The sequence below is a fragment of the Methylophilus sp. E2MeOHC9 genome (assembly GCF_058744375.1).
This window is the reverse complement of sequence record NZ_CP196024.1, coordinates 1,437,060-1,459,254: the sequence shown is the minus strand read 5'-3', so window position 1 is coordinate 1,459,254 and position 22,195 is coordinate 1,437,060. Positions and strand designations below refer to the sequence as shown.

General features: G+C 42.5%; 18 protein-coding genes and 1 tRNA gene. 6 read left to right on the top strand and 13 right to left on the bottom strand.

What is annotated here, in order from left to right:
* Positions 1 to 176 precede the first annotated feature (176 nt).
* The 7 genes from ACSSVF_RS07005 to ACSSVF_RS06975 all read right to left on the bottom strand — a co-directional run bounded on the left by ACSSVF_RS07005 (position 177) and on the right by ACSSVF_RS06975 (position 10,505).
* Complete coding sequence (locus tag ACSSVF_RS07005) at positions 177 to 1,208, bottom strand: hypothetical protein (RefSeq protein WP_492406194.1); 1,032 nt, start codon at positions 1,206 to 1,208, stop codon at positions 177 to 179.
* A gap of 694 nt (positions 1,209 to 1,902) precedes the next feature.
* On the bottom strand, positions 1,903 to 3,573 hold the full coding sequence (locus tag ACSSVF_RS07000; protein WP_492406193.1) for a DnaJ-like cysteine-rich domain-containing protein: 1,671 nt from the start codon (positions 3,571 to 3,573) through the stop codon (positions 1,903 to 1,905).
* A gap of 989 nt (positions 3,574 to 4,562) precedes the next feature.
* The gene (locus tag ACSSVF_RS06995; protein ID WP_492406191.1) at positions 4,563 to 5,750 is read right to left on the bottom strand and encodes a site-specific integrase; all 1,188 of its coding nucleotides are present in this window, start codon (positions 5,748 to 5,750) and stop codon (positions 4,563 to 4,565) included.
* Positions 5,751 to 5,854: 104 nt separating this feature from the next.
* Complete coding sequence (locus tag ACSSVF_RS06990; protein WP_492406190.1) at positions 5,855 to 7,744, bottom strand: PriCT-2 domain-containing protein; 1,890 nt, start codon at positions 7,742 to 7,744, stop codon at positions 5,855 to 5,857.
* Positions 7,745 to 8,841: 1,097 nt separating this feature from the next.
* The gene (locus tag ACSSVF_RS06985; protein WP_492406189.1) at positions 8,842 to 9,306 is read right to left on the bottom strand and encodes a hypothetical protein; all 465 of its coding nucleotides are present in this window, start codon (positions 9,304 to 9,306) and stop codon (positions 8,842 to 8,844) included.
* A 78-nt stretch (positions 9,307 to 9,384) separates the two neighbouring features.
* Entirely contained in the window at positions 9,385 to 9,855 is a 471-nt protein-coding gene (locus ACSSVF_RS06980; RefSeq protein ID WP_492406188.1) for a hypothetical protein, read from the bottom strand.
* A gap of 77 nt (positions 9,856 to 9,932) precedes the next feature.
* A complete protein-coding gene (locus tag ACSSVF_RS06975) occupies positions 9,933 to 10,505 on the bottom strand; it encodes a hypothetical protein (RefSeq protein WP_492406187.1) in 573 nt (190 codons plus the stop codon).
* 129 nt (positions 10,506 to 10,634) lie between these two features.
* Between ACSSVF_RS06975 and ACSSVF_RS06970 the strand changes: the two genes are divergently transcribed.
* From ACSSVF_RS06970 to ACSSVF_RS06955, 4 genes are all read left to right on the top strand, one after another.
* On the top strand, positions 10,635 to 10,934 hold the full coding sequence (locus ACSSVF_RS06970; RefSeq protein ID WP_492406186.1) for a helix-turn-helix domain-containing protein: 300 nt from the start codon (positions 10,635 to 10,637) through the stop codon (positions 10,932 to 10,934).
* A gap of 506 nt (positions 10,935 to 11,440) precedes the next feature.
* The gene (locus tag ACSSVF_RS06965) at positions 11,441 to 13,042 is read left to right on the top strand and encodes an RNA-directed DNA polymerase (protein ID WP_492406185.1); all 1,602 of its coding nucleotides are present in this window, start codon (positions 11,441 to 11,443) and stop codon (positions 13,040 to 13,042) included.
* A complete protein-coding gene (locus ACSSVF_RS06960) occupies positions 13,039 to 13,791 on the top strand; it encodes a hypothetical protein (protein WP_492406184.1) in 753 nt (250 codons plus the stop codon). Before ACSSVF_RS06965 ends, ACSSVF_RS06960 begins: the two co-directional genes overlap by 4 nt.
* A 16-nt stretch (positions 13,792 to 13,807) precedes the next feature.
* Entirely contained in the window at positions 13,808 to 15,532 is a 1,725-nt protein-coding gene (locus tag ACSSVF_RS06955; RefSeq protein WP_492406183.1) for an RNA-directed DNA polymerase, read from the top strand.
* Between the two features lie 195 nt (positions 15,533 to 15,727).
* Here ACSSVF_RS06955 and ACSSVF_RS06950 read toward each other — a convergent pair whose 3' ends face one another.
* Both ACSSVF_RS06950 and ACSSVF_RS06945 read right to left on the bottom strand, forming a co-directional pair.
* On the bottom strand, positions 15,728 to 16,423 hold the full coding sequence (locus ACSSVF_RS06950; protein WP_492406182.1) for a hypothetical protein: 696 nt from the start codon (positions 16,421 to 16,423) through the stop codon (positions 15,728 to 15,730).
* A gap of 27 nt (positions 16,424 to 16,450) precedes the next feature.
* Positions 16,451 to 16,669 carry a hypothetical protein gene (locus ACSSVF_RS06945; protein ID WP_492406181.1) on the bottom strand — a complete coding sequence of 73 codons (219 nt, stop codon included), beginning with the start codon at positions 16,667 to 16,669 and terminating at the stop codon, positions 16,451 to 16,453.
* A 220-nt stretch (positions 16,670 to 16,889) separates the two neighbouring features.
* Here ACSSVF_RS06945 and ACSSVF_RS06940 point away from each other — a divergent pair, with 220 nt between their 5' ends.
* Positions 16,890 to 17,498 (top strand): hypothetical protein, encoded by a 609-nt coding sequence (locus ACSSVF_RS06940; protein ID WP_492406180.1) that lies wholly within the window; start codon positions 16,890 to 16,892, stop codon positions 17,496 to 17,498.
* A 431-nt stretch (positions 17,499 to 17,929) separates the two neighbouring features.
* Here the strand turns inward: ACSSVF_RS06940 and ACSSVF_RS06935 are convergent.
* Positions 17,930 to 18,005: transfer RNA gene (locus tag ACSSVF_RS06935), tRNA-Lys, on the bottom strand.
* Positions 18,006 to 18,143: 138 nt separating this feature from the next.
* Positions 18,144 to 19,505 (bottom strand): signal recognition particle protein, encoded by a 1,362-nt coding sequence (ffh, locus tag ACSSVF_RS06930; protein ID WP_492406179.1) that lies wholly within the window; start codon positions 19,503 to 19,505, stop codon positions 18,144 to 18,146.
* A 91-nt stretch (positions 19,506 to 19,596) separates the two neighbouring features.
* On the opposite strand from ffh, the gene ACSSVF_RS06925 reads away from it, so the two are divergent.
* Complete coding sequence (locus tag ACSSVF_RS06925) at positions 19,597 to 20,421, top strand: cytochrome C assembly family protein (protein ID WP_492406178.1); 825 nt, start codon at positions 19,597 to 19,599, stop codon at positions 20,419 to 20,421.
* Positions 20,422 to 20,521: 100 nt separating this feature from the next.
* Here the strand turns inward: ACSSVF_RS06925 and ACSSVF_RS06920 are convergent, their stop codons facing one another.
* Entirely contained in the window at positions 20,522 to 21,193 is a 672-nt protein-coding gene (locus tag ACSSVF_RS06920; RefSeq protein ID WP_492406177.1) for a histidinol-phosphatase, read from the bottom strand.
* A 25-nt stretch (positions 21,194 to 21,218) separates the two neighbouring features.
* Positions 21,219 to 22,112 (bottom strand): drug/metabolite exporter YedA, encoded by an 894-nt coding sequence (yedA, locus tag ACSSVF_RS06915; RefSeq protein ID WP_492406176.1) that lies wholly within the window; start codon positions 22,110 to 22,112, stop codon positions 21,219 to 21,221.
* Positions 22,113 to 22,195: the final 83 nt, after the last annotated feature.

Below are 22,195 nucleotides of genomic sequence, written 5' to 3'. Positions count from 1 at the left end.
CTTGCTGAAAAATAGTGAAAAACTGAAATTCTGAGTCGCCGTTCGGCATTAGAAAAAGAAAAACGGCTCACATTTCTGCAAGCCGTCTTTTTTATTTTGGTAGGGTGTGCGGGGATCGAACCCACGACAAACAGACTAGAAATAGCTGATCAATATCGGTAGTGCTTTCATCATGATTAACTATTGCAGTTTCCAAGGCTAAATGGCGCCAGTTCGTCAACTTTTATCCAGCGAGTTTGACCCTTCATCTGAATGTTAGCAATTCCTTTTTTACGCTCGATAACAATACCGCAAGCGGTTTCCTCACCTTCGGCCAAAGTTTTTCTCCAAGCATTTAGTTTCTTGGCAACCTCCTCCTTTTTCTTGCTTTCTGCTAATTTCTTGCTCTCTTCCGATGCCTTCATAGCCGAAACTTCAGTCATTACTTGCTTGAATAGATCCTCACCTTTTTTACCAGTGAAAAATTCTATATTTGTCATGCCATAAGATTTTATATCGGCCATTTCTACATAATGTTTGTTTGCCCAGTCAACATATTGACCAACTAAATCGACGTTGTAACATTTTTTACTGGAAGTATCTCTGCTACTAGTTAGTCCCTTCGGGCACAATAAATTCGGAAGCTCAGGATTATTCATGTATGCATATTGAACTTCGCGTCCGTTATGGAATTTGAACGCAGCTGAAGTTCTAGCACCACGAACATTACTTTCGAAAGTGGTATTGACCGACTCTATTTCGCTGACATAAAAAGTCTCTCTAGCACCGCCGTTATTTAAAAACACCAGCTCATAATCATCCGATACCTGCCCATTTGGGAAAATTGGTCCAGGCTCACCGTCCTGTGCATATCTGGCAACATGAGTGATTTTAAAATGATACCAAGCAGTGCCTTCATACCCTGGATTTGAGTTCCTGTAATCATTCACTTTACGTCCCTGAACATAAATTGGTGTATCCAATTTATAAAGCGCTTTGTTTTTTCTGTTTTCGTATTCGATATATACTACTTTTTGGGTAAGCATGAGATGGGATTCTGATTCGAATCCGGCATAGGTGTTGATTGGTATAAATGACACAATGAGGAAAAAGAGCGCGGTTAAATAACTAGGTTTCATGGGAATGTCCTTTGGTTTTTGTATTATTAAATCAAGGGCGGCGCTTCCTCCATTCGTACTTTCACCAGAACCATCTACGACAGAATCCACACCAACTCCATTTCAAAAATTAGTGGTACTTAACTAACATCGGCACGTTTTCCAAAATCTTTAATAACAGCGACTAAATTCTTCGATACTTGTGAAGCCTTGAAACTCTTCGGTTTCTTTTCCATTTTCCCCAATACCATGAAGTAGGCTCTAAAACTGACCTCCACGCCAAGCCAATATAATTGCCAACGATTGCCACCGGGATTACGTCGGCATTAGCAAGCGCCTGATTGCTTGGCTTTGGATCAAGGCGTGAGACTATGGGCTGGGCTTGGGACTGCGCGTGGGTGAATGTCCTGATCAAAGCGATTTGACACGATTCGACGACCTGACAAACCCGAAACCAGTCAGAAAGTCATATAGTCCATCGAAAGGCGCCAAGTCGTCGAGTGCGTCGAATGAATTTGAGGAATTAGTTAAATCGTAACTCGAGCATTATGTCTTGATAGCTTAACCGTAGCCCCTTGACGAAACTCACGTCATCTTGGCTTTGATTTATTCTTGCTAAGACCATCATTGTCATCAAATTAAGAGCGTTTGAATTACTAATAATTTGAATTACCAATTTATCCAGATAACTATTAACGTGGAAATCAGCAGATAAAGGTTGACTGTTAATTAGATTAGAGTAATTGTTAATATCTAGTGCGCCGTTTGCATAATCCTGAAAGCGGAGTGTTACTCGTAAGTCACATCACAACGGCATTAGCGCTGTCAAAGCTATTATTAATACCAGCGATGGAGCTGCAAGTAAGAGCGCGGCGATTCTTCTAACCTTCGTTTTAGCTGCAATGCTATTAACTCTGTGCCAATCGTTAGGCTCAGTGAGTTGACCAGTTATGATTTTGGCTGTTTTGTTTTTGAATATAAACCAGCCTGATATCACAGTAGCTATTCCGGCAAGTATGCCATGCGTTATATCTTCTAAAAAGTATGTTGTTGCTACATCAATCACACCAGTTGCTATAAATAGTTTCCACCATTCATTCTTCGCAGAGCGACTGTGAATTAAGCTTAGTGATTGGTAAATAGAATCTTTTAAACGATTGCTGAATTCAGGCGTCACAAGGGAATCTTCCAAGGACTTCCCCTCGATCTCGGCATCAATGTGATCGATATTTATTTCTGATGAAATCACATAGTTTAGTGGCTGAAGCAAGGGAATAAAATTCGCAGACTTCCACCCTTCATCACGAATCGATATGATGGCTGATTCAAGATTTGAAAGGTCACTTTGCAGAAGATGCTCAATGATTCCATCTGTATAAAGCCAGTTTAAGTTAATGCCATATGCTACAAGCTTAAATTCCGAGCCTGCACAGCTTACTTTCAAATTAGCGATATCAAAATGACCTTGATAGTTCGCAATGATTTGATTTTGTGTTGTTGGTGATTTTTCAGTATTTGAAAGTTTGAGTTCGTTAGCCACCTGAGTAACGCCACTAACCCCTTCAACACTCACTATTTTTCTAGCATTAGGGTCTTGGTCTTTAACAAGATTAAGGGCGTTATTTGTGTCGACATCGACATTGATCCATCCCGCCAATCCGGTTACCGTTGTGCCTTCACAATCGCTGCAAGTCAAAGCGCCAGATCCAGAGCATAGTGAGCATGTAACCTTGCCTGATGTGCCGCAACCGCCGCAATTAACTTTTCCTATGCCAAAACAAATTTGACACCTGACGCGACCGTTGTAACAGCCATAGGCATCACAACCGCGATACTCTGTTCGATAGACTGTTCGGTAAGAATTGTATCCACCACCATTTCCGTTGCTGACCCAATACGTCTCTTGATATGGAACTGAGACGGCAATGCTGTTAGTGCCACTGCATTTCGAGCATGTTGCTTGCCCGTTGAGACAGTTATACGCTGTGCATCTAACTTTTCCATATCCATGACAGCTTGAGCATGTATTTTCTCCAGCACCCCCACATTTGCCACATCTAAGTTTGCCATGCCCGGCACAAGTGTTACATGTATTCAGCATGTAATATTTATGTTGCGCCGCTAAGTAAGGATTTAACCTTGGATGGTTGTATTTTGTTTTTGGCTCGTTGAGTTCAGCCAGCAGATTTGTGGCAGCTAAATTTAATCGGGCTTCAGTTTCAGACTCAGCAGATTGCCTAGGATTATCAACTTTGAGCTTTTCTACTGCGTCCGCTTTTAGGAAATTTCCCGTAATATTTTTCTCAACTAAGACCGCCTTCAATTCATGCTGAGACACAACTTGAAATGACTGTTGAATATCTTCCTGCGAAACGGCTAAAATTTCGTTAGGTTCAAAGCGCGTTTTATTTTTTACAATACCGCGTAGATTTTCCAGAGCACGATCGGATATTGAATTGTTATTTTTATTCAGCATGACTTTCCAATTGGTCGAAAATTATTTTTAATGTTTATGATCAACCGCACAGCATTTGAGTCGGCCATTCGCGGAAGCATTGTATATATAATTTAAAATTTTATTAATTAGAATTTTGATTGTTATCTATGGTTCTGTGTAACTTTCTCCACAAGTCAAAGCATATGATGCTTACCCCAAAACAAAAGAGACCCAAGGCGTTAACCTTGAGTCTCTTTATAAATGGTGGCCCCTCTGTGAGTCGAACACAGCACAGACGGATTATGAGTTCGGTGCTCTAATTAGATATTAGGCATTGAGAAAAGAAAAACGGCTCACATTTCTGCAAGCCGTCTTTTATATTTTGGTAGGGTGTGCGGGGATCGAACCCACGACAAACGGATTAAAAGTACACGGAACGTGATCCGGTTGAATTTCTAATGACAAGAAAATTAAGTATTTTTTCAGGTCACGCTGCAATCTGGACTCAATACCGAACCTAATACCGAACCAATGAAGTTGATGTTGGACAAGTTTCAGCACCCCTTTTCTATCCGAATCAATGAGTTAGCAGGTTTGGTTTACCGAAACCTCACCGAACTGAAAATCACGGGTCGTTAACTCAACATGATCGGCTATGAAACAGCGATTGTGGCAATCCCAGTGCAACATTAAAAAGCTCTGAAACTAATCGTCCTCTCCATGGATAAATTTTAATTCCCATGTCAAGCCACCATAATGGCTGACGATGACCTCCTGGAGTACCTTTGTGACAACCCACCCCGGATTGCTTCACCATGGACCAAGAAATGCGACTGCGGACGAGATTTGCGACTCTCATCGGGTGGAGATTCGGGTGCAACTGAAATACCCAAAAAAGTGAAACTGGTGCAACACTGAAAAACTGCGACGCTGCACACCCTCGAAATAAGTGTAACCCAGCAGCTTGCCACCCTTCGACATCAAAGAATAACAAACCACTGGATCAAAGTTACATGCACATCACACTACTAGGCAGCAGCTTTTGATTCCTGCCCAGCAATGATTTTTTGGGATGCCATGTCGGATGCTTTTTGCAACGAGCTAGTGTTCAAGTGTGCATACCGCTGCGTAACCACTGGTGTTGAATGACCCAGTAGTTGCTGAGTCACATACAAACTAACGCCTGAGTTCACCAGCATACTAGCGAAGTTGTGTCGCATATCATGGATTCGCAGTGACTGATGAATACCAGCCTTCTTCTTCAACACTGACCAGCTTTTGGCAATCGTTGTGTAAGGAAGCTGAGTTTTCACATTAATGAACAGATAATCATGATTGCCAATGGTTTCCAAATTATTAATCACAGCCATTGCTGAATCGTTCAGTGGTAGCGCTCGAACCTTCTTAGATTTTGCGTTTGTTGCAGGTATCCTCCATACCCGATTTTTCAAATCGAATTGTGACCATGTGCTTTTCGCTGCTTCACTAAATCTCGAACCTGTACTCAACAGAAAAATCAGCAGCTGACATACTGCTTTCGGCTTCCCATCTTTGAGCACATTCAGCAAATGACTCAGTTGGTCCTCATCCAGTAAGTTCTCAACCAAGTTATCTTCAGCATACAACCGTATCTTGGATGCAGGATTCACAGTCGCAAGGTCCCAAGAAATGGCAAGATTAAACATTCGTTTTGCCAGCTTAATGTGGTGATTTGCTGTTGCAGGTGCTAAACCCTCTCGAATCAAGTTACCGTGAAGCTGCTGTAACTCCAGTCGAGTAATTTCATTCAGGCGTTTATTACCAAACCTAGTATCCAACCTGGAAAATAATTGCTGGTCACGAAGCCACGAGCGTTTATTCAACTTGGCATGCGGTAAGTAGTATTCATCAAAAAATTGGTTTAGCGTTATGACTGCAAGCCTGGCTTTTTCTTCAGCGCGGGGATCAGCTCCCAAGGCAATTTCGGCCTTCAGTATTTTCACAGCCTCATTAGCTTCTGCGAGCGTCATATCAATAGTGCGACCTATTTTCTGGTGGCAGGATTTACCATTTGCATCTTTGTACCTAAGGTACCAAGTCCCGTAACCACTGCTGGCCTTTCTGGTTTCAACATAGAGCCCAGATCGTGTATCGCTTACAAATTCAATGCGATTGACACCATAAGGACAAACTAAGTGATGATCAATAAAGTCCTGGGTTAATTTTACAATTGCCATGCATCATGCCTTTCATTGATTAGTTATAAATTGAAAAGGCGGGTCACCCGTGAAGATGAACCCGCCTTGAGGTGCAGTGCGAAACTGCGGAACTGAATTACTGCTTAGACTAGGATTGAATACTTGTGAGCGCCATGCCCTTCTCTCTCGAACTTCCAATGATGTAAGGCAGTATCAGTGCCGGTATATTTGTCTATGGTTCGCAGTGCAGCTCTCTCGCTGACATCTGCAAGCCTGGCGACCACCTTGCCTAATTTCATTTTAGTGTTGGTCCCGGAGCTTATGCATTCGAGGATGACCCGTATAACATCGACATCAGACTTTTGCTCAATTTCAGTCAACATTTTGCCTACTTCATTTTCGTTAACTTTTTCAACTGATGCGACCAGTTCAGAATAAGGTAGACCGTTAACTCTGGCATATCGGTAAGCAACCCTGAGATCGACATTGCCCCGTAGCTTGTCATTTTCAAACATAACTACTTTATGATCAGGTACGGACTCATCAAGCGTGTAAAGCATATAGACGCAATCGGCGTCATCCCTAAAATCAGAGACCCCGCCAAACACAGGTTTACCTGATGCATTCAAGTTTTTATTGACGTGCCCCAGACTAATTAATGTCCCGCCCTGCATGACAAAGCCGCGTATTGCCGTAGTGAACTCTCGCACCCTTTTTTTATCGATGACATCGACAAACTTCTTCACAGTATCAAGAACGACAATGACACCTGAGCACTGATCTTTCTGAATTAACTGCTTTAATATTTCCAGAAAATCTGTGGCTTTGAACCCATGGTGGCCCTCTGCAAGCATATGAAACCCAAACTCTTCAGCAAAACCTAATTTAGTAACTAAACCCTCACCAGAATCATCCATATTAAGGTAATAAAGCTTGTCAGGATTGATCTTTCCGCTTTCAATACCATTCATGATCATGGATAACACAATCAGAGTTTTACCAGTATTGGGGGCTGCAAATATGGCGGTCCATTGCCCTTGCAACGCGATGTTGCCCAACAGCGGCACAGAAGCCAGGGTGTTTTTCTCCATTTCAGCCAGATCACCAGCCAATGAGTATTTTTTTAGCAAGTTCTCTTCTTGCACATCTTCAACGGTCACCGTTTTGAAACGATCTTCAGGAGACATGCATAATTCCTCAGCATCGTAACCAGCCTTAACAACCATACTACGCATAGATGCAATCGTGATTGGGTTAGGTACATCACTATCGAAGGTAGACCACTGATATCTAATTTCCGCATCGCCAGGATATTTTTTGCCTTTCTCACTCCATGCTTGCCAGAGAGTGTAGCCAACATCGCTTCCACCAGTTTCATAATGGATAGCCATGCCAACATTTCGCCAGTCATCCCGACCGCAATCAGGGTCAAGCACTGCTAACATGGCGTTCAAACGAAATAAGGTTTGCTCTGTTGCTACCCTATCCTCAACAATTCGAGAAGTTAAGACAGGGCTAGATGGACTAGATCTGCCATTGTGCGTAAAAACAGCATCAACAAAACTTTGATCTACCTCGACTAAATCACTTGCGATAATGACTTTCTCAGAAAGCATTGTCTTGCCGGTACTAGGGGGTAGAACAACCATAGAGCGCTTGGCTTTTACATCAATTCTTTCGGGATGATCATCGGTTTTGTGAGAGTCAGTTTTGGCCCACACGTCAGAACTTAAACGGTAATATCGGTGTTGACCTCTTTTAGTTGCAACAACAAAATTAGAAGTAATCGCAAAATCAGCCTCTAATATATTTAACGCAGCTAATGACTCAGGCCCATCGCAATCTAGTACCAGAATATTTTCAGGTACGATAAAGCCTAGCTCATGATCAGGGTGTTTGCTCCAGTATTGACGAATTTTGACTTCATCCAAACCTTCCAACCATGTATCCCACTTCACGGCAGGTATTTTTTCACCGATTTTTAGCGGTATTACTGGGAACCCCGACTGTAAAAACACAATCGCAGATTCCATATATTCATTTTTAGCTTCACTCTTATTCACGCCTGGGATAGCAAATGCACTTGTTGTGCTAAGAGCATTCCCGTTAATTGACTGAGTATTAATAATTTTTCCTTTGAAATTTCTTCAAAAATATTTTTATAAATTTTAGATTCACAAATTCTATTCCCCCTTCCCAGGGGCTTATTTACCTCCATTCGTTTTGTTAAAGAGCGTCCACATCAGAAAATTTCTCTTCCCATGCGGGGGCTTCCAAATAAGCTAATTTTATTGATTACTTTGTAAGGCTCCCCAGAAAGGAAAACTCAATATAATCATAAACTTAAATAGAGCAACCTTCTATTTTATAGACAAATTAAATGATATGTCAACACGCCAAATGAGTGGCCAGACATATGCATCCAATAACAGAATTTCAGTTTTGCAGTTTCGCGCCCACTTCAGAAAAGAACCAAAAATAACGCAAAAAAATTTAAGCTAAGCCCCACTCCACCCAATCAATAGATGTGACAAATCTCGACAATTAAGCCGACTTTTATATTTGTCATATCAGGTGATTAAGTAAGGTGGGGATAAAAGGTAATACTGAATTGTTATTGAAGCCTATCGTCCATGTATAGCTGTTCGCAATGGAATCCGGCCATTAGCTGCGCTTGATCTGCCACAGCACGGGGTATTGCATCGTCAGGTATGTCCCATGTAAGAATAACCTCAAGAGCTTCCAGGTAATTTTGATTGATTAATAACATTTAATTTCCTCCGTAACTTTAAAAAAGCAACAACAGAACAAACAAGCAAAAGTGTCAGAAACACTACCGGGTAAACAAGGACGATTAGAGTTAATCCAATTACGCCAATCATCCGGGTACTGCGAAATAACAAACAGAAAAGCCCAATTACGAGCAGGGTCAAAAGTGCCATTAAGAACTCCGAGAATTCACTGAAAATTAGTGGTGTAAGGTAAAACGGTTACCGGTAAGGTCGGTATAGGGGCGGTATTGCGGAAATTGAGAAAACAGATATTTGCTAAACCCTTATCTGGCTTGGCTTGATGAGGGGTAGTTGAAACTAGACTAACGGACTAAGAATCCGACCTACTGCTATGGAAGCTATTTGGTAGTTTTTGATGGTGTGGTTTTGACAGGCTTTGATGGTTCTGGCTTGGACTTTTCAATGGGCTGGACCTTGATATCGACACCACTTTTGATGAGGGCTTCTATTGATTCAATGACAGGCTTTGGATCGCAACTGACATAAACACGTGGGTTTTCAATATCACGCTCGACCAAGTCTTCTGCATAAATAACTGCAAAGACAAAACCCGGTGTATTGGCACTCTTACCCTCAAAAATGCCATGCAGTGAGAATGATGTTAGTGGCTTTTTGGCACTGTCTAGTTTGTCCAGGATGGTTTGCAATTTAACCCATTCTGAACTGAAGTACCCTCCACCTTCATTTTCATACACACGAATAATGATGTTGTCTTGGTCATCAATTCCGATGTGGTATTTAATGTTGTACTTTGCAGATAAGTTAAGACACTCACTCGCTTTGACGATGCGTTTGGCTTTCATAGTTGTTCCTTTTGAATAAATTAAATGATCAAATGCATTGCACCCTTCATATAAGATGGCTGGTTTATCGCGACTGAATTAACTTTGATTCATTGCCAGATGCTCCTCAACTCTTGCTGCGGACCACAACGACTCGGGAACGTAATAGGTCGAACCACCGGCATTGTTCCAAATGAAACAAAACACTGCCCATCCACTATCGAGTTTGTGGCATACATCAAAAATCATTGGTTGGTCAGTGATATTGGGCCAATCTCCATGTTTAGCAGCCCATGCCGGATCAAAAGCTTTGATGCTTTTTAAGTCAGCCTCGGATTCACAGATATATGCATCCCCACCAAGGTATTCATTGAATGAAAATTCAGCATACAGTTGGCCGGATAGCCATTTGAGATTGTCAGCATTGATGTCTGTATAAGAATGAACATTCGGTGGGTGATCGTCACAAACATTCATGAGCAGGTAAGCAATATCCTGGACAACGGTTAAGGCTAATTGATTGGTTTGATAAAGCTGGAAAGCTTCCTTGAAATTACATATTTCGACCATAGGGCTCCTTTGTATAGGCGTAAAAAAAACCCGCACACCTTTCGGCATACGGGTCAATGGATTTTTGAAGTCAATGTTTAAAGATTAGCTTTTCCCGCTTCTTTCATAATTTCTTTAAGTTGGTTTTGAGTTCTTAAATCTACACCGGATTCAATCTCCAACTTACCGTATCTCAGTTCTTTGAAGAGCGACTGAATTCTGATTCGATTTCCCTGGGAGTCAGTCCATATATAAATATTGTTATCGAACTTCATTCCAATTCCATTTTCTACTTGATTAGAAGTGATATCTGGTTTTCCATATTTGGCCTCTAATACGGCTACTAAATCTGGAATAAATGATCTAGGCAACAACATAATTCTTACTGCCCTGAGTGAGTTTTGCTCATCGAATGAAAAGGACATATATTCATTTCTCAAGCTGCCATAATCCACATAAAAATCCATTGAGTTTTTGTTATAGACGCTCCTCTCGCAGGCTTTTCCACGATTTTTATCGTCAGCTTTTTCCATACATAATTTCTGCACATCATCAAATGCACCTGGTTTCCCAAAAGGGATACCTTTGAATGTAATTGCTTCATTGGTTGTATCTGCATTTGCTATAGGTATTAGCGTTAATGCCAGTGTCATTAGTAAACAGAATTTCATTATTTTCCTTTCTGATTGTACAAAGTACTTCTACAGGTTACTTACCACGAAAAACTAAGTATTCCTTAGTATCGAGTTTATCAAAAAACTAAGAATCTCTGAGCACCTAAAACGTACCGATGATTCTAAATGAGTGATGTTGTTGCAAAGAGATTGAAAGAAGCGAGATTGGCTAAAGGCCTATCTCAAAAGAAGCTTGGCATTGCCGCAGGGATTGATGAGTTTTCTGCAAGCCCAAGAATGAATCAATATGAACGTGGCAAGCATATTCCGGACTACACTACATTGGAGCGTTTGGCACAAGTTCTCAATGTTCCCATACCGTACTTTTATGCAGCAGATGATGAACTAGCTGAGTGGATAAAATGCTTCCCAAGGCTGGGCAAAGCAGAAAGAGAAAAAATCATCATTGAACCCAGTGGTGATTAAGGTGTGGCGAGCATAATGTCGCGGTGATTAATCTGCTGAAAATTGTAGATGCTTTAGATATGAAGCTGAGTGACTTACTGATTAGTTGTGATCTTTGATGAGTCTCCTTTCATTTATAGTTTCTGAATAATAAGAATTACAGCTCCTGCCTGGACAAATCCCAACTTCCGCGCCAAGCAAACATAACGGCCCCCGATTGCACCCGGGATCATCTTGGTATCAGCCACCTTGTGATTGATTGTCTATGGTCAAAACTCACGACTATAGGAGGGTTGGGGACGGTAAGCGGATGAATTTTGGATTGAGCTTGAGGCTAAGAGCGGGAAAAATTTGGGAAAGTTACTACGAGGGTTTATCGCCATTGCGTGTACAAAGGCATACAAGTTAGAAAAGGATGAGCATTAGTTGCTACAAATCTTTTCCATGTAATGCTAAGCTGACAATTCAAAGATTTAACGATTCCCAATCGCAACCAACAATAACGACATTAGGATATTTCAAGTCCAATGAAAATTGAATCCGCTATTGAAAAAGCCTTAAAAAATATCGCCAAACATGGGGATACGGATGTTTTCCCGTTTCCGTTTGAACGACATCTTTTTTTCGATAAACCAGATGAGTGCAAAGAAATACTTTTAGATATACATAAAAACTTCGATGAGTATTTAGCACAACAAACGCCATCGACTTTAGAAACCCTTACACAAGTTGGATATACAGGATTTAGATGGGCTACACAAATTGAGCCCTTTTGGAATGCCTATTATTTAGCCTTGGTTATATCAGTAGCTGAAAAAATTGAGCAAACGAGGCCATTAATTTCTGAAGAGTCTGTATTTTCGTACAGATTTGACTGGTATGAAGAAAATGCCAAGCTTTTTCTCGATAGTTCATGGAATGATTATCGAAAGCGGGGAATGACTTTAAGCAAAGAGTTTGCTTATGTAGTAGTTACAGATATTGCTGACTTTTATCCCCGCATCTATCACCACCGTGTCGAGAATGCGCTTCAACGTCTAGACAAGGTCGGCGACACCCCTAAACGAATAATGCAGTTATTAAGTACATTCTCGAATAATGTATCTTATGGGTTACCTGTCGGAGGTCCAGCCTCGAGAATGCTCGCCGAATTAGCTCTAGTGTCCACTGACACCCAACTTTCAAGAAGGGGCATTAAATTTTGCAGATATGCTGATGATTACAGTATTTTTTGTAAAGACAAATCCGAAGCTTACAAAGTATTAGTAACACTGTCAGAGAAACTTCATAACGAAGGCTTAGCATTACAGAAAAAGAAAACAAAAATTCTAACTACTGAAGAATACAGAGAAATAAATAATCTGCTAGACCCAGCTGAAACTTCCAATGCTCTTGCAAGCGAGGAACAAAAGCTGCTGAATATTTCGCTTCGCTATGATCCCTACTCAGAAACTGCTGACGAAGATTATGAATACCTAAAATCGGCTGTAAAGGGTGTAGATATTTTAGGAATTTTAGGCAGAGAAGTCACAAAAACAACAATTGACTCAACAGTCTCAAAACAAGCAATTAAAGCTATACATGCATTAGATGTGGATGCAAAAGTAGGAGCCATCCGAACATTGCTGGATGAAAATAATCTTATAGTCTTATCGCCTGTATTTGTCACGGTCATGAGAGCTGTAAAAGGCCTATACCAAGATTTACCGGAGTATGGTCAGAAATTGGTTGATAACAGCCTTGTTAGACTTTATGAAAATAAATCTCATCTACTCAGCGTAGAGCTAAACGTGAGCTATTTTATCCAAGCTCTTTCGGTCAGCCGAACGCTTGAAAAAGAAGAAATATTAATTGATATTTTCGAGAACTCGACCAAACCACTTATAAGAAGATTAATCATTTTGATAATGGCTCACTGGGAATGTCATTACTGGTTAACGGATATCAAGAAACATTATGGCGGTTTTTCAGAGTGGGAAAAGCGCGCGCTAATTATAGCCTCATACAAACTTGGAGATGAAGGAAAGCATTGGAGAGATCATATTAGAGATAATTGGAATAGTCGAGAAAAACTGGTCAGAGACTGGTACGCACATAGGGCTCAATCCAACCAAAGTATCCCATTATGATTACTGAAAAAATTATAGCTAAAGAGTTTAATAGTTTATGGGAAGAATGCTTACCTCTATTAACCCCTAGTTTTGTGAGCCTGCTTAACGCAGCGAATGCTGAAGATTTGACAGAGAGTTATAAAAGCAAATTTCACCATATACCCGTTGGGCCAAATATTGAAAAACATGACCTAGTTGCAGAACTGTCGTTCCAACTTGCCAAAGTTTCACTGGAAGATGATATAAAAATAGCAGATATTGGAGCGACCTCAGACAGCTTTAAAAAGGCATACAGCAGATCTGTCTCATTCATCAGAAGATATAACAATATCGACCTTGAAATGGTCTTAAGTGAAGATGAAATAAAAGAATCTTATTTAATAGCAAATCAATATGACCTTTTTTTTGAGTTTATTAAGCCTACTACGATAGAGTTCTCACCACTAGTAGCCGGCTCAGGTTTTCTAGGCTTATGTGAAGCAGACCTTTCTATTGATGACACTCTTTATGAAGTAAAAACTGTCTCAAGAAACATTTCTGGAAAAGATGTTAAACAGTTAGTGCTATATCTAGCTCTACATTACTCTTCTGGCAATAAAAAATGGACCCATGCCGGATTCTTTAATCCTAGGAAATGTACTCATTGCAAATTCTCTGTAGAACATTTAATTTATAGGACGTCAGGCGGGAAATCCACGACGGAAGTGTTTCAAGACATAGTCGAAATTCTAGCTAATAGAGGTATTGAAATTGATTCAATATTTTAATTATTAGAATAAAAATATGATAAAAATTAAACAGCTACTTTCAAAAGGCTTTTTTCCTTTTCAGCTTCCTCCAAGTTTTTCAGCTGAAAAGTTCGGCAGTAAACATCTTGCAGTTACAATTAATTTTAATAAAAAGACTCCTTTAAATTCGAAAAAATGCTCATCAATAAGACCTGAGCTTTATAGTGTCGCCAGAATCGGGCACTCAAGAAGATTAACTAGCATTGTTAATCCTGTTACTCAATATTTTTTAGCGCATTTGATCTCTTTAAATTGGAAAAAGTTAGAAAAACATTATGCTAAGTCTCCCATATCTCTTAGCACTCCGAAAATAACAGAAGATGTTGAGAGATCCATTTCATTTACCCCCATCAAAGATCTGCAAGAAAAGAAAATCATTCTTTCAGCAGGACATAAATACGTTTTAATAAGTGACATAGCTCAGTTTTTTCCAACCATTTATACGCATACTATTGGGTGGTCTCTTGATGGCAAGGATGTGGCTAAACCAAAACAATATGCGAAAAATTTGCATCAAAATGATTTAGGAATTCTCCTTGATAAGAAGATAGGCCATTGCCAGTCGAGTCAAACAATTGGCATTCCGATTGGTCCCGATACATCGCACATTATTGCCGAAATGATAGGAACAGCCATTGATGAGGAATTAATCCAACGACTCGGAAAGCAACCTGTCGGCTTCAGATTTGTTGATGACTTTTATTTTTTCTTCGACACACACACAGAAGCTGAAGATGCATTAACGAAACTTTCTGGATCCATGTCCTTTTTTGAGTTAAAGATAAATTCAGTTAAAACTAAAATAATTTCAGTTGAAGAGTTATCCGAAGAAACCTGGAAATATTCACTACAACAATTCAAATTTGATACTGCAAGCAAAAAGCAAAGAAACTCAATTAATCATTACTTTGACTTATCTAATAGAACTGCTAAGCAGCACCATGATGAAAATGTCATGGTTTATGCAATTAAACGACTAAAAGGCGTTATTGTTAAGAGACAAAACTGGGAACTTTTCGAGGCATATTTATGTAGAGCATTATTGCTACACCCAAATGTATTACAAGATGTTGCACAAATTTTGTGTACATATAATAACTATGAATATATTCAAGATAAGCAAAGAATTTCAAAGACGATAAATAGGCTAGTTTTAGATCATGCTCACCTTGAGCACCATAGTGAAATAGCTTGGTCACTTTGGCTGGCTAAAGAACTAAACATTAAACTTAGTGCTGAAGCATGCAAAGCGTTAAGTCAAAGCAAAAGCTCAATATGCCTGATATTGGCATTTGACTTACAAATGTCTGGTCTCTTAGAAAGTAATTTAGACATTAGTCAATTTAAGGATTTGTTGGATGCTAAAGAATTATGGAGAACAAATTGGCTTCTTGCATACGAAGCTGGAATTAGAAATTGGATGGGGGCAACCGAATCTTCAATTAATAGTGATGATTTTTTTAGCATCTTGAACAAGCATGGAATTTCCTTCTATGATGCTTCTAAAAAACTAGAGTTATTGTTCAAACCTAAAAGTGACTCACTATCTCAAAATGAGTTAATGGCTTATTTTGATTCTGATGATGACCTAGTCGGAGATTTTGAGTTTTTGGAAGAGTCCGAAGATTATACCGATAGTGGAGTGTCAAATTTATTAGAAGCTTTATTGGACAATGAAGCTGATCTTGAAAGCGTAGTTGAAGATGAAATCCCATTTTAGATTATCCACCTAAGCATGCACTCAAAATGCTCCCCGCCTGTACAACTCCAATTTACCACGCCAAGCCAACATAATGGCCAACGATTACCATCGGGATTACCCGTCGCATCAGCCAGCCCCTGATTGTGTGGCTATAGCTCAAGACGTGCGTCTATGGGCTAGCTTTGCATCTGTCCACTGGACGTAAAGCATGTTTTAGTACGCACGTTGATTCCAAACAGATGGATAGTTGGCTTTTATGTAGGATAGAAATTCGACACCGTGTTGCGTAATCCGATAGTGTTGACTTTCGGGTGCACCCTCCGTCGATACTACCTCAAATACAATCAGGAAATGAACGTATTCTCGCAATTGATATTCGGTACGGCCTATAAGAGCCTGATGAGCAGCATGGAACGGTGAAACTTCTGGAAGAGTGATACTCTCGGTGGGACGTGATGCAAGATGTTCTAGAAGTGAAACTTGAGTTCCGTAGATTGAATTGAAAAGACGTTCGCAGTTGTAACTAAACAAAAGCTTCTTGTATTCAATTACAGTATCGATTGGATTGTTGGTTACGTAAGCGATTGCTACCCTAGCTTGAGGGTCATTTTGAAGCTCTTGAGGCAATGTTACATCATCTAAAGTGCCACCTGAAACTTCAGCTGAATGAGCTTCTGCAGCTTGAGTAAGCGCGTCCCCGGATGTCCCCTTCACTTCACGTTGCGCCTCAGGAGGTGCTGCCTTGACGGTTTGCCCGAAAACATTGGCTTCAATAGCACGATTTAAGAACCCCTGAATGGATACCTGAAACCGCTTAAAAAACACAAATACGATAACGAGGGTGATAGGCGGCCAAGCGAAAATCACTTTCACGTACTCAAGAAGAAGAACCCAATTGACTTCACACATGGTTAGCCATTTTTCGAATTGAAACGACTAAACTTCTAAAATCACATTATCGCCACCAGCTTTGACGATACGTAAGATATTTTCGGTATTGTGGCTATCCAGATTTCTGAACGTGACGACTTTATTCAATTCGACCGCCAGCTTTACTATGCGAAGAATGTTTTCTGTATTGCGACCTTTGCCATCTACAATAATATTTCCGCCTGCTTTGAGAATACGCAACACGTTATCCGTATTTCTAGACATACTTTCTCCCTGAATGGCTAACAATAATTATAGTGCCTGAAATATCATTCTAGTAAATTCGTGTTTTAAAGTTCCTACCCGAATCTGATTTTAATTTTATGACTTATCTGACTGTATCGGAAATATTAATGCAGAGATACGTAGATTCGCTACTCTAATTGTAGACTTATTAATGGCTTTGTTTAAATATCTGAATAAGTAGAATCATCTTGATAGAAATATGCCACTTCCGTATCCCAAAGGTTCTGTTTATATTTTAGAAAACTTAATTGCTCAAAGAGTAAAAATAGGCACATCTAGCATAGGTGTTAATGATGTCGCAGATCGGCTCAAAGACATTAATGATATGTGGTTTGAAAGAAAGGTCACTTGCCAAATCTGCGGGGGGCGTTTGATAAACATTATGGGATTGGTTCCACAGCATGCGAAATGCGGAGTTAAATGCCCTGGTGGCAATGCATTACCTATAGAAAAAGATGTGGCATTAGCTGAATCTCATTTGGAAAAACTAAGAAGTAGCTTACCCACTCTTTCAAGCACAGAAAGAAGCTCAGTCACGCGCATGAGCAGTACGCTTGAAAAGCGGATTACAAAGTATCGACGGTATGTGCAAGGATTGGGTAAATGGGATTTCAAAATTGCGTATTACATTGAAGACGCCGTCAACGTCGAGACTGCCGCGCACAAATTTCTTGCAAAGTATTTAGACATCGACGCACCATTTGGTGAAGTATTTAATTGCACCTCATCAGAAGCTAAGGCAGCTGTTGAAATGGTACTGACAGAACTAGGATTATTTGATAAAGCTAAAGTCACAAATCATCTGTAAGGTAGGAACATATTTATGTGTTCCCCATTTGGCTGACTTTTAGGCCATTCATCAGCGTTAACTTGCTCGATTTCCTCAATGAAGCCTACCTTATCACGCTAGCAACTCCCACCTTTATAAATCTAAGCACCCACACTAAACCAACATAGCGGCCAATGTTTCCCGCAGGGATTACCTTTGTATCAGCCAGCCTGTGATTGTCAGGCTATGGCTCAAGGCACGAGACTATGAGCGGGGTTTGGGGCTACAGATGGGTAAACTTTTGAAGTTGCTAGGGTGCCAACTGGCTCAAAATCCTGAAAGCTGGAATTCTGAAAATCAACTACGGTTTTTTGAAATTTGCGTAATGCTGAAAAACTGAAATCTCAAACACTGTTTTCTATTGAGAAAAGAAAAACGGCTCACATTTCTGCAAGCCGTCTTTTATATTTTGGTAGGGTGTGCGGGGATCGAACCCACGACAAACGGATTAAAAGTCCGCTGCTCTACCAGCTGAGCTAACACCCCAATGTTTTCTTGTCTGCTGCGCTGTTTTGCGTCAAATTTGAAAGAACGCGATTATGGGGGATTTACGAGGATTGGTCAATGCTGTTTTTGCTTTTTTGTATAAAAAGTTTATTTTGACAGAATCCTGTTTTCATGACCTTACATCCCCGGGAATTTACCGCCCATCATGCCGCCCATGCCGCGCATCATCTTGGCCATGCCGCCTTTGCTGAACATTTTCATCATTTTTTGCGTTTCTTCAAACTGGTTCAGCAGGCGGTTCACGTCTTGCACCTGCACGCCGCTACCGGCCGCAATGCGTTTTTTGCGTGTAGCCTTGATGAGCTCTGGCTTGCTGCGCTCATCCGGCGTCATGCTATTGATGATGCCTTCAATACGGCGCAAGGATTTATCTACGTCATCGGTATTGATTTTTTGCGCCATGCCAGCGATCTGCGAAGGCATTTTGTCCATCAGCGAGGCCATGCCGCCCATTTTGCGCATTTGCAGCATTTGCGACTTGAAGTCGTTGAGGTCGAACTTGGCGCCGGACTTTAATTTGTCGGCGACTTTTTTCGCTTCGTCGAGATCGACTTTTTTATGCGCTTCTTCAATCAGGCTCAGTACATCGCCCATGCCGAGGATACGGCCCGCCATACGGTCAGGGTGGAAGGGCTCCAGGCCATCTACTTTTTCGCTGACGCCGATAAACTTGATTGGCTGACCGGTGACATGGCGCACGGATAAGGCGGCACCACCACGTGAATCACCATCCAGCTTGGTGACGATGACGCCGGTGAGTGGCAGGGCTTCGCCAAAGGCTTTGGCGGTATTGACGGCATCCTGGCCTTGCATGGCGTCGACCACGAACAGGGTTTCAGTCGGCTTTAATAAGGCATGCAGGTCTTTGATCTCGGCCATCATGGCTTCATCAATCGCCAGGCGGCCTGCCGTATCGAAAATCACCACATCGTAGTAGCTCTTTTTGGCTTGCTCCATGACCTGAGCGGCAATATCAAGCGGCTTTTGCTGTGGATTGCTATCGAAGCAATCGATCTCCAGCTGTTTTGCCAGGGTCTGCAACTGGGTGATCGCAGCCGGGCGGTAAACGTCGGCACTGGCCAGCAATACCTTTTTCTTTTGTTCTTTGAGCAATTTGGCCAGTTTGCCGGAAGTGGTGGTTTTACCCGCGCCCTGCAAACCTGCCATCAAAATGACGACTGGCGGGACGGCTGCGAGGTTGAGGCCGACATTGGCCTTGCCCATTAACTCGGTGAGTTCGTCATTGACGACTTCGATCACGGCTTGCCCAGGGGTCAGGCTTTGCAATACTTCACGGCCATTGGCGCGCTCTTTGACACGGGCAATGAAGTCTTTCACCACCGGCAAGGCGACATCGGCTTCCAGCAGTGCCATCCGCACTTCGCGCATGGCATCGGCAATATTGTCTTCGGTTAAACGTGCTTGGCCGCGTAGGTTTTTAATCACGCCTTGCAGGCGGCCGGTCAGGTTTTCCAGCATGGGTAAACTCTCTTTAAAACAGGTCTTTGAATAAGCTAGGGATTTTACATCATGCTAGGCGAATACGCCGAGTTTTGCCATAATGTGGCGCATGATTCAACATCTTATTCCCTATCTGGTAGTCGCGTTTATCTATACGGCAGTGGCGATGGATTACTGGCGCATTGCCAGGCAAAACAAGCCCGCCAGTGAAACACAGGCGTCATTTCAACTACATAGCGCCATGGTGGCACTGGGCGTGATTTTGCATGGCTGGTTGCTGTATAGAGATATGTTTGCGGTGGGCGGCTTCAACCTGGGTGTCTATTACGCGCTGTCTGCCATTTTGTGGCTCACAGTACTGATTTACTGGATTGCCGACCTCAAGCATGCCTTGCACAGCTTGCAGGCGTTTGTGCTGCCGCCAGCGGCCCTGTTTGTACTGATGCCGGCCTTTGCCATTAAAGATTATTACGTGAACGCTACAGGGTTGACGCTATTTAGCCTGCATATAGTGATTGCGATTGTCGCTTACAGCCTGTTTACCTTTGCCGCGCTGCACGCCTGCCTGATGCGCATGGCAGAACGCGCACTACACCAGAAAAACAGCTGGCTGGCTTTGCCTGGCTTTCCACCATTGATGGTGATGGATGCCTTGTTATTCAGGGTGCTGCATATCGGCTTTGTGTTACTGACCATCACGCTGGTGAGCGGTATGCTATTCAGTGAAGAGATTTTTGATAAGCCGTTGCAACTCAACCATAAAACCGTTTTTTCGATTGCGTCATGGCTGATCTATGCCTGGCTGCTGTTTGGACGTTTTAAATATGGCTGGCGTGGCAAAACTGCCACGCGCTGGACACTGATCGGCTTTGTGCTGTTGCTGCTGGCTTATATAGGTAGCCGTTTTGTGCTGCATGTGGTGTTAAACCGTTAACTGGTTTAACAGATTTAAATCCACAAGCTGCAATTCATCATATAACGAGCGCCGCGCAATAGCGGCCCGCTAGCCGCCACTGCGCTTTTAAAGCAGCTGATTAATCACGCAGGCTGATGATAGGCCAGCCATGCTCGGTGGCATAGCTGGTCAAAGTCGGGTCTGCATCTACCGCCACTGGATTGGTCACCAGTTTCATCAGCGGCAGATCATTGTGTGAATCACTATAAAAATAACTGGTTTCAAAATCAGCCAGGGTTTGCTCTTTGGCCGCCAGCCATTCATTCAATCGTGTGACCTTGCCTTGCTGAAAGCTAGGTGTACCACTCACGCCACCAGTGAATTTCCCCTCCACGAACTCTGGGTCGGTGCCAATCAGATGTTCGATACCATAGGCGGTGGCAATCGGTTTGGTGACAAAACTGTTCGTAGCAGTAATCACCATGCACAAATCGCCATTGGCTTTGTGCTGATCCACCAGAGCCTGTGCTTTTTGCGTCATCATCGGGCGGATCACATTCGCCATATACTTGGTGTGCAGCGCATCCAGAAAGGCTTTTGGATGCTGCGACAATGGCTGTAGCTGGAACTTAAGGAAAGCATAAATATCCAGATTGCCATTTTTATAATCCAGGTAAAACTGCTCGTTGCGCGCTTTGTGCGTTTGCTCATCGAGCAAGCCTTCGCCAATCAGGAAAACGCTCCAGTTATAGTCACTATCCCCCGCCAGCAGGGTGTTGTCCAAATCAAATAACGCCAGGTTCTGTTTCATACAATCACTTCTTTAATCCTATTAATTAAACAATCTGCTCATCGGGCACAGCTTCTGTCGTCGAAGTTAATACCAGGAACACACCCACCAGAATCACCGCCAGCGCGATATATTCCATGACGTGTATCCGCTCATCGGCAAATAATACGCCGACCACAAAGGCGACTACCGGATTGACAAAGGTATTACTGCTCGCCACCATGGGCCGCACATTGTGCAGCAACCAATGGTAAGCAGAAAACGCGACGATGGAGCCAAGCACGATCAGGAAGGCGACTGCCGCCCAGGAACGTGCCGTAATGTCTGCCGGCCATTGCTCGCCAAATGCCGCGCTGAATACCAGCGCGATCAAGCCGCCACAGAGCATCTGGCTGGCGGCACCCATGAGGCCAGTTGGCATCGCCATATGCTTGCTCCACACCGAGCCCAGCGACCACGAAGCGGCGGCAAACATGAGCAAGAATGCACTCAGCCAATCGCCCTGCAGGCTGCCGCGGGTATTCAATAACAGGATCCCGACCAGGCCTATGGCAATGCCCAGCCATTCACGGCGGCTGATCTTGTGCCCCCACAGGCTGGAAAAAATCGCCATCCAGATCGGTGCCGTGGCAATCGCCAGGGCCGCCACGCTGGATGAGACATGCAGTTGCACATGCGAAACGGTGCCATTGCCCAGTACCGGCAGCAACAGCCCGACCAGGGCGGCGCCCCGCCATTGGATCAGCGTGGGTGCCGCATGACCCATGCTACGCAAGGTCAGATATAGCAAGGAGCCGGCCACGGTGAAACGCACACCGACCATGACAAATGGCGGAAAACTCTCAATGGCGTATTTGATTGCGAGGTAGGTAGAACCCCAGATGAGGTAAGTACAAGCCAGCGCACTCACGATTAACAGCCACTGATGCTTAGCCGACATTCAACATCCTTATATTCATTTCAGCGAAATCGATCTGACACCTTGCTTACCCTAAGGATGACGCCACAGATTTTGTGAAATCA

Bases quoted from the DNA above. Each gene is read 5' to 3' on its own strand.
- ACSSVF_RS07000 (WP_492406193.1), bottom strand. From the start codon at position 3,573: ATGCTGAATAAAAATAACAATTCAATATCCGATCGTGCTCTGGAAAAT.
- ACSSVF_RS06995 (WP_492406191.1), bottom strand. From the start codon at position 5,750: ATGGCAATTGTAAAATTAACCCAGGACTTTATTGATCATCACTTAGTT.
- ACSSVF_RS06990 (WP_492406190.1), bottom strand. From the start codon at position 7,744: ATGGAATCTGCGATTGTGTTTTTACAGTCGGGGTTCCCAGTAATACCG.
- ACSSVF_RS06985 (WP_492406189.1), bottom strand. From the start codon at position 9,306: ATGAAAGCCAAACGCATCGTCAAAGCGAGTGAGTGTCTTAACTTATCT.
- ACSSVF_RS06980 (WP_492406188.1), bottom strand. From the start codon at position 9,855: ATGGTCGAAATATGTAATTTCAAGGAAGCTTTCCAGCTTTATCAAACC.
- ACSSVF_RS06975 (WP_492406187.1), bottom strand. From the start codon at position 10,505: ATGAAATTCTGTTTACTAATGACACTGGCATTAACGCTAATACCTATA.
- ACSSVF_RS06970 (WP_492406186.1), top strand. From the start codon at position 10,635: ATGAGTGATGTTGTTGCAAAGAGATTGAAAGAAGCGAGATTGGCTAAA.
- ACSSVF_RS06965 (WP_492406185.1), top strand. From the start codon at position 11,441: ATGAAAATTGAATCCGCTATTGAAAAAGCCTTAAAAAATATCGCCAAA.
- ACSSVF_RS06960 (WP_492406184.1), top strand. From the start codon at position 13,039: ATGATTACTGAAAAAATTATAGCTAAAGAGTTTAATAGTTTATGGGAA.
- ACSSVF_RS06955 (WP_492406183.1), top strand. From the start codon at position 13,808: ATGATAAAAATTAAACAGCTACTTTCAAAAGGCTTTTTTCCTTTTCAG.
- ACSSVF_RS06950 (WP_492406182.1), bottom strand. From the start codon at position 16,423: ATGTGTGAAGTCAATTGGGTTCTTCTTCTTGAGTACGTGAAAGTGATT.
- ACSSVF_RS06945 (WP_492406181.1), bottom strand. From the start codon at position 16,669: ATGTCTAGAAATACGGATAACGTGTTGCGTATTCTCAAAGCAGGCGGA.
- ACSSVF_RS06940 (WP_492406180.1), top strand. From the start codon at position 16,890: ATGCCACTTCCGTATCCCAAAGGTTCTGTTTATATTTTAGAAAACTTA.
- ffh (WP_492406179.1), bottom strand. From the start codon at position 19,505: ATGCTGGAAAACCTGACCGGCCGCCTGCAAGGCGTGATTAAAAACCTA.
- ACSSVF_RS06925 (WP_492406178.1), top strand. From the start codon at position 19,597: ATGATTCAACATCTTATTCCCTATCTGGTAGTCGCGTTTATCTATACG.
- ACSSVF_RS06920 (WP_492406177.1), bottom strand. From the start codon at position 21,193: ATGAAACAGAACCTGGCGTTATTTGATTTGGACAACACCCTGCTGGCG.
- yedA (WP_492406176.1), bottom strand. From the start codon at position 22,112: ATGTCGGCTAAGCATCAGTGGCTGTTAATCGTGAGTGCGCTGGCTTGT.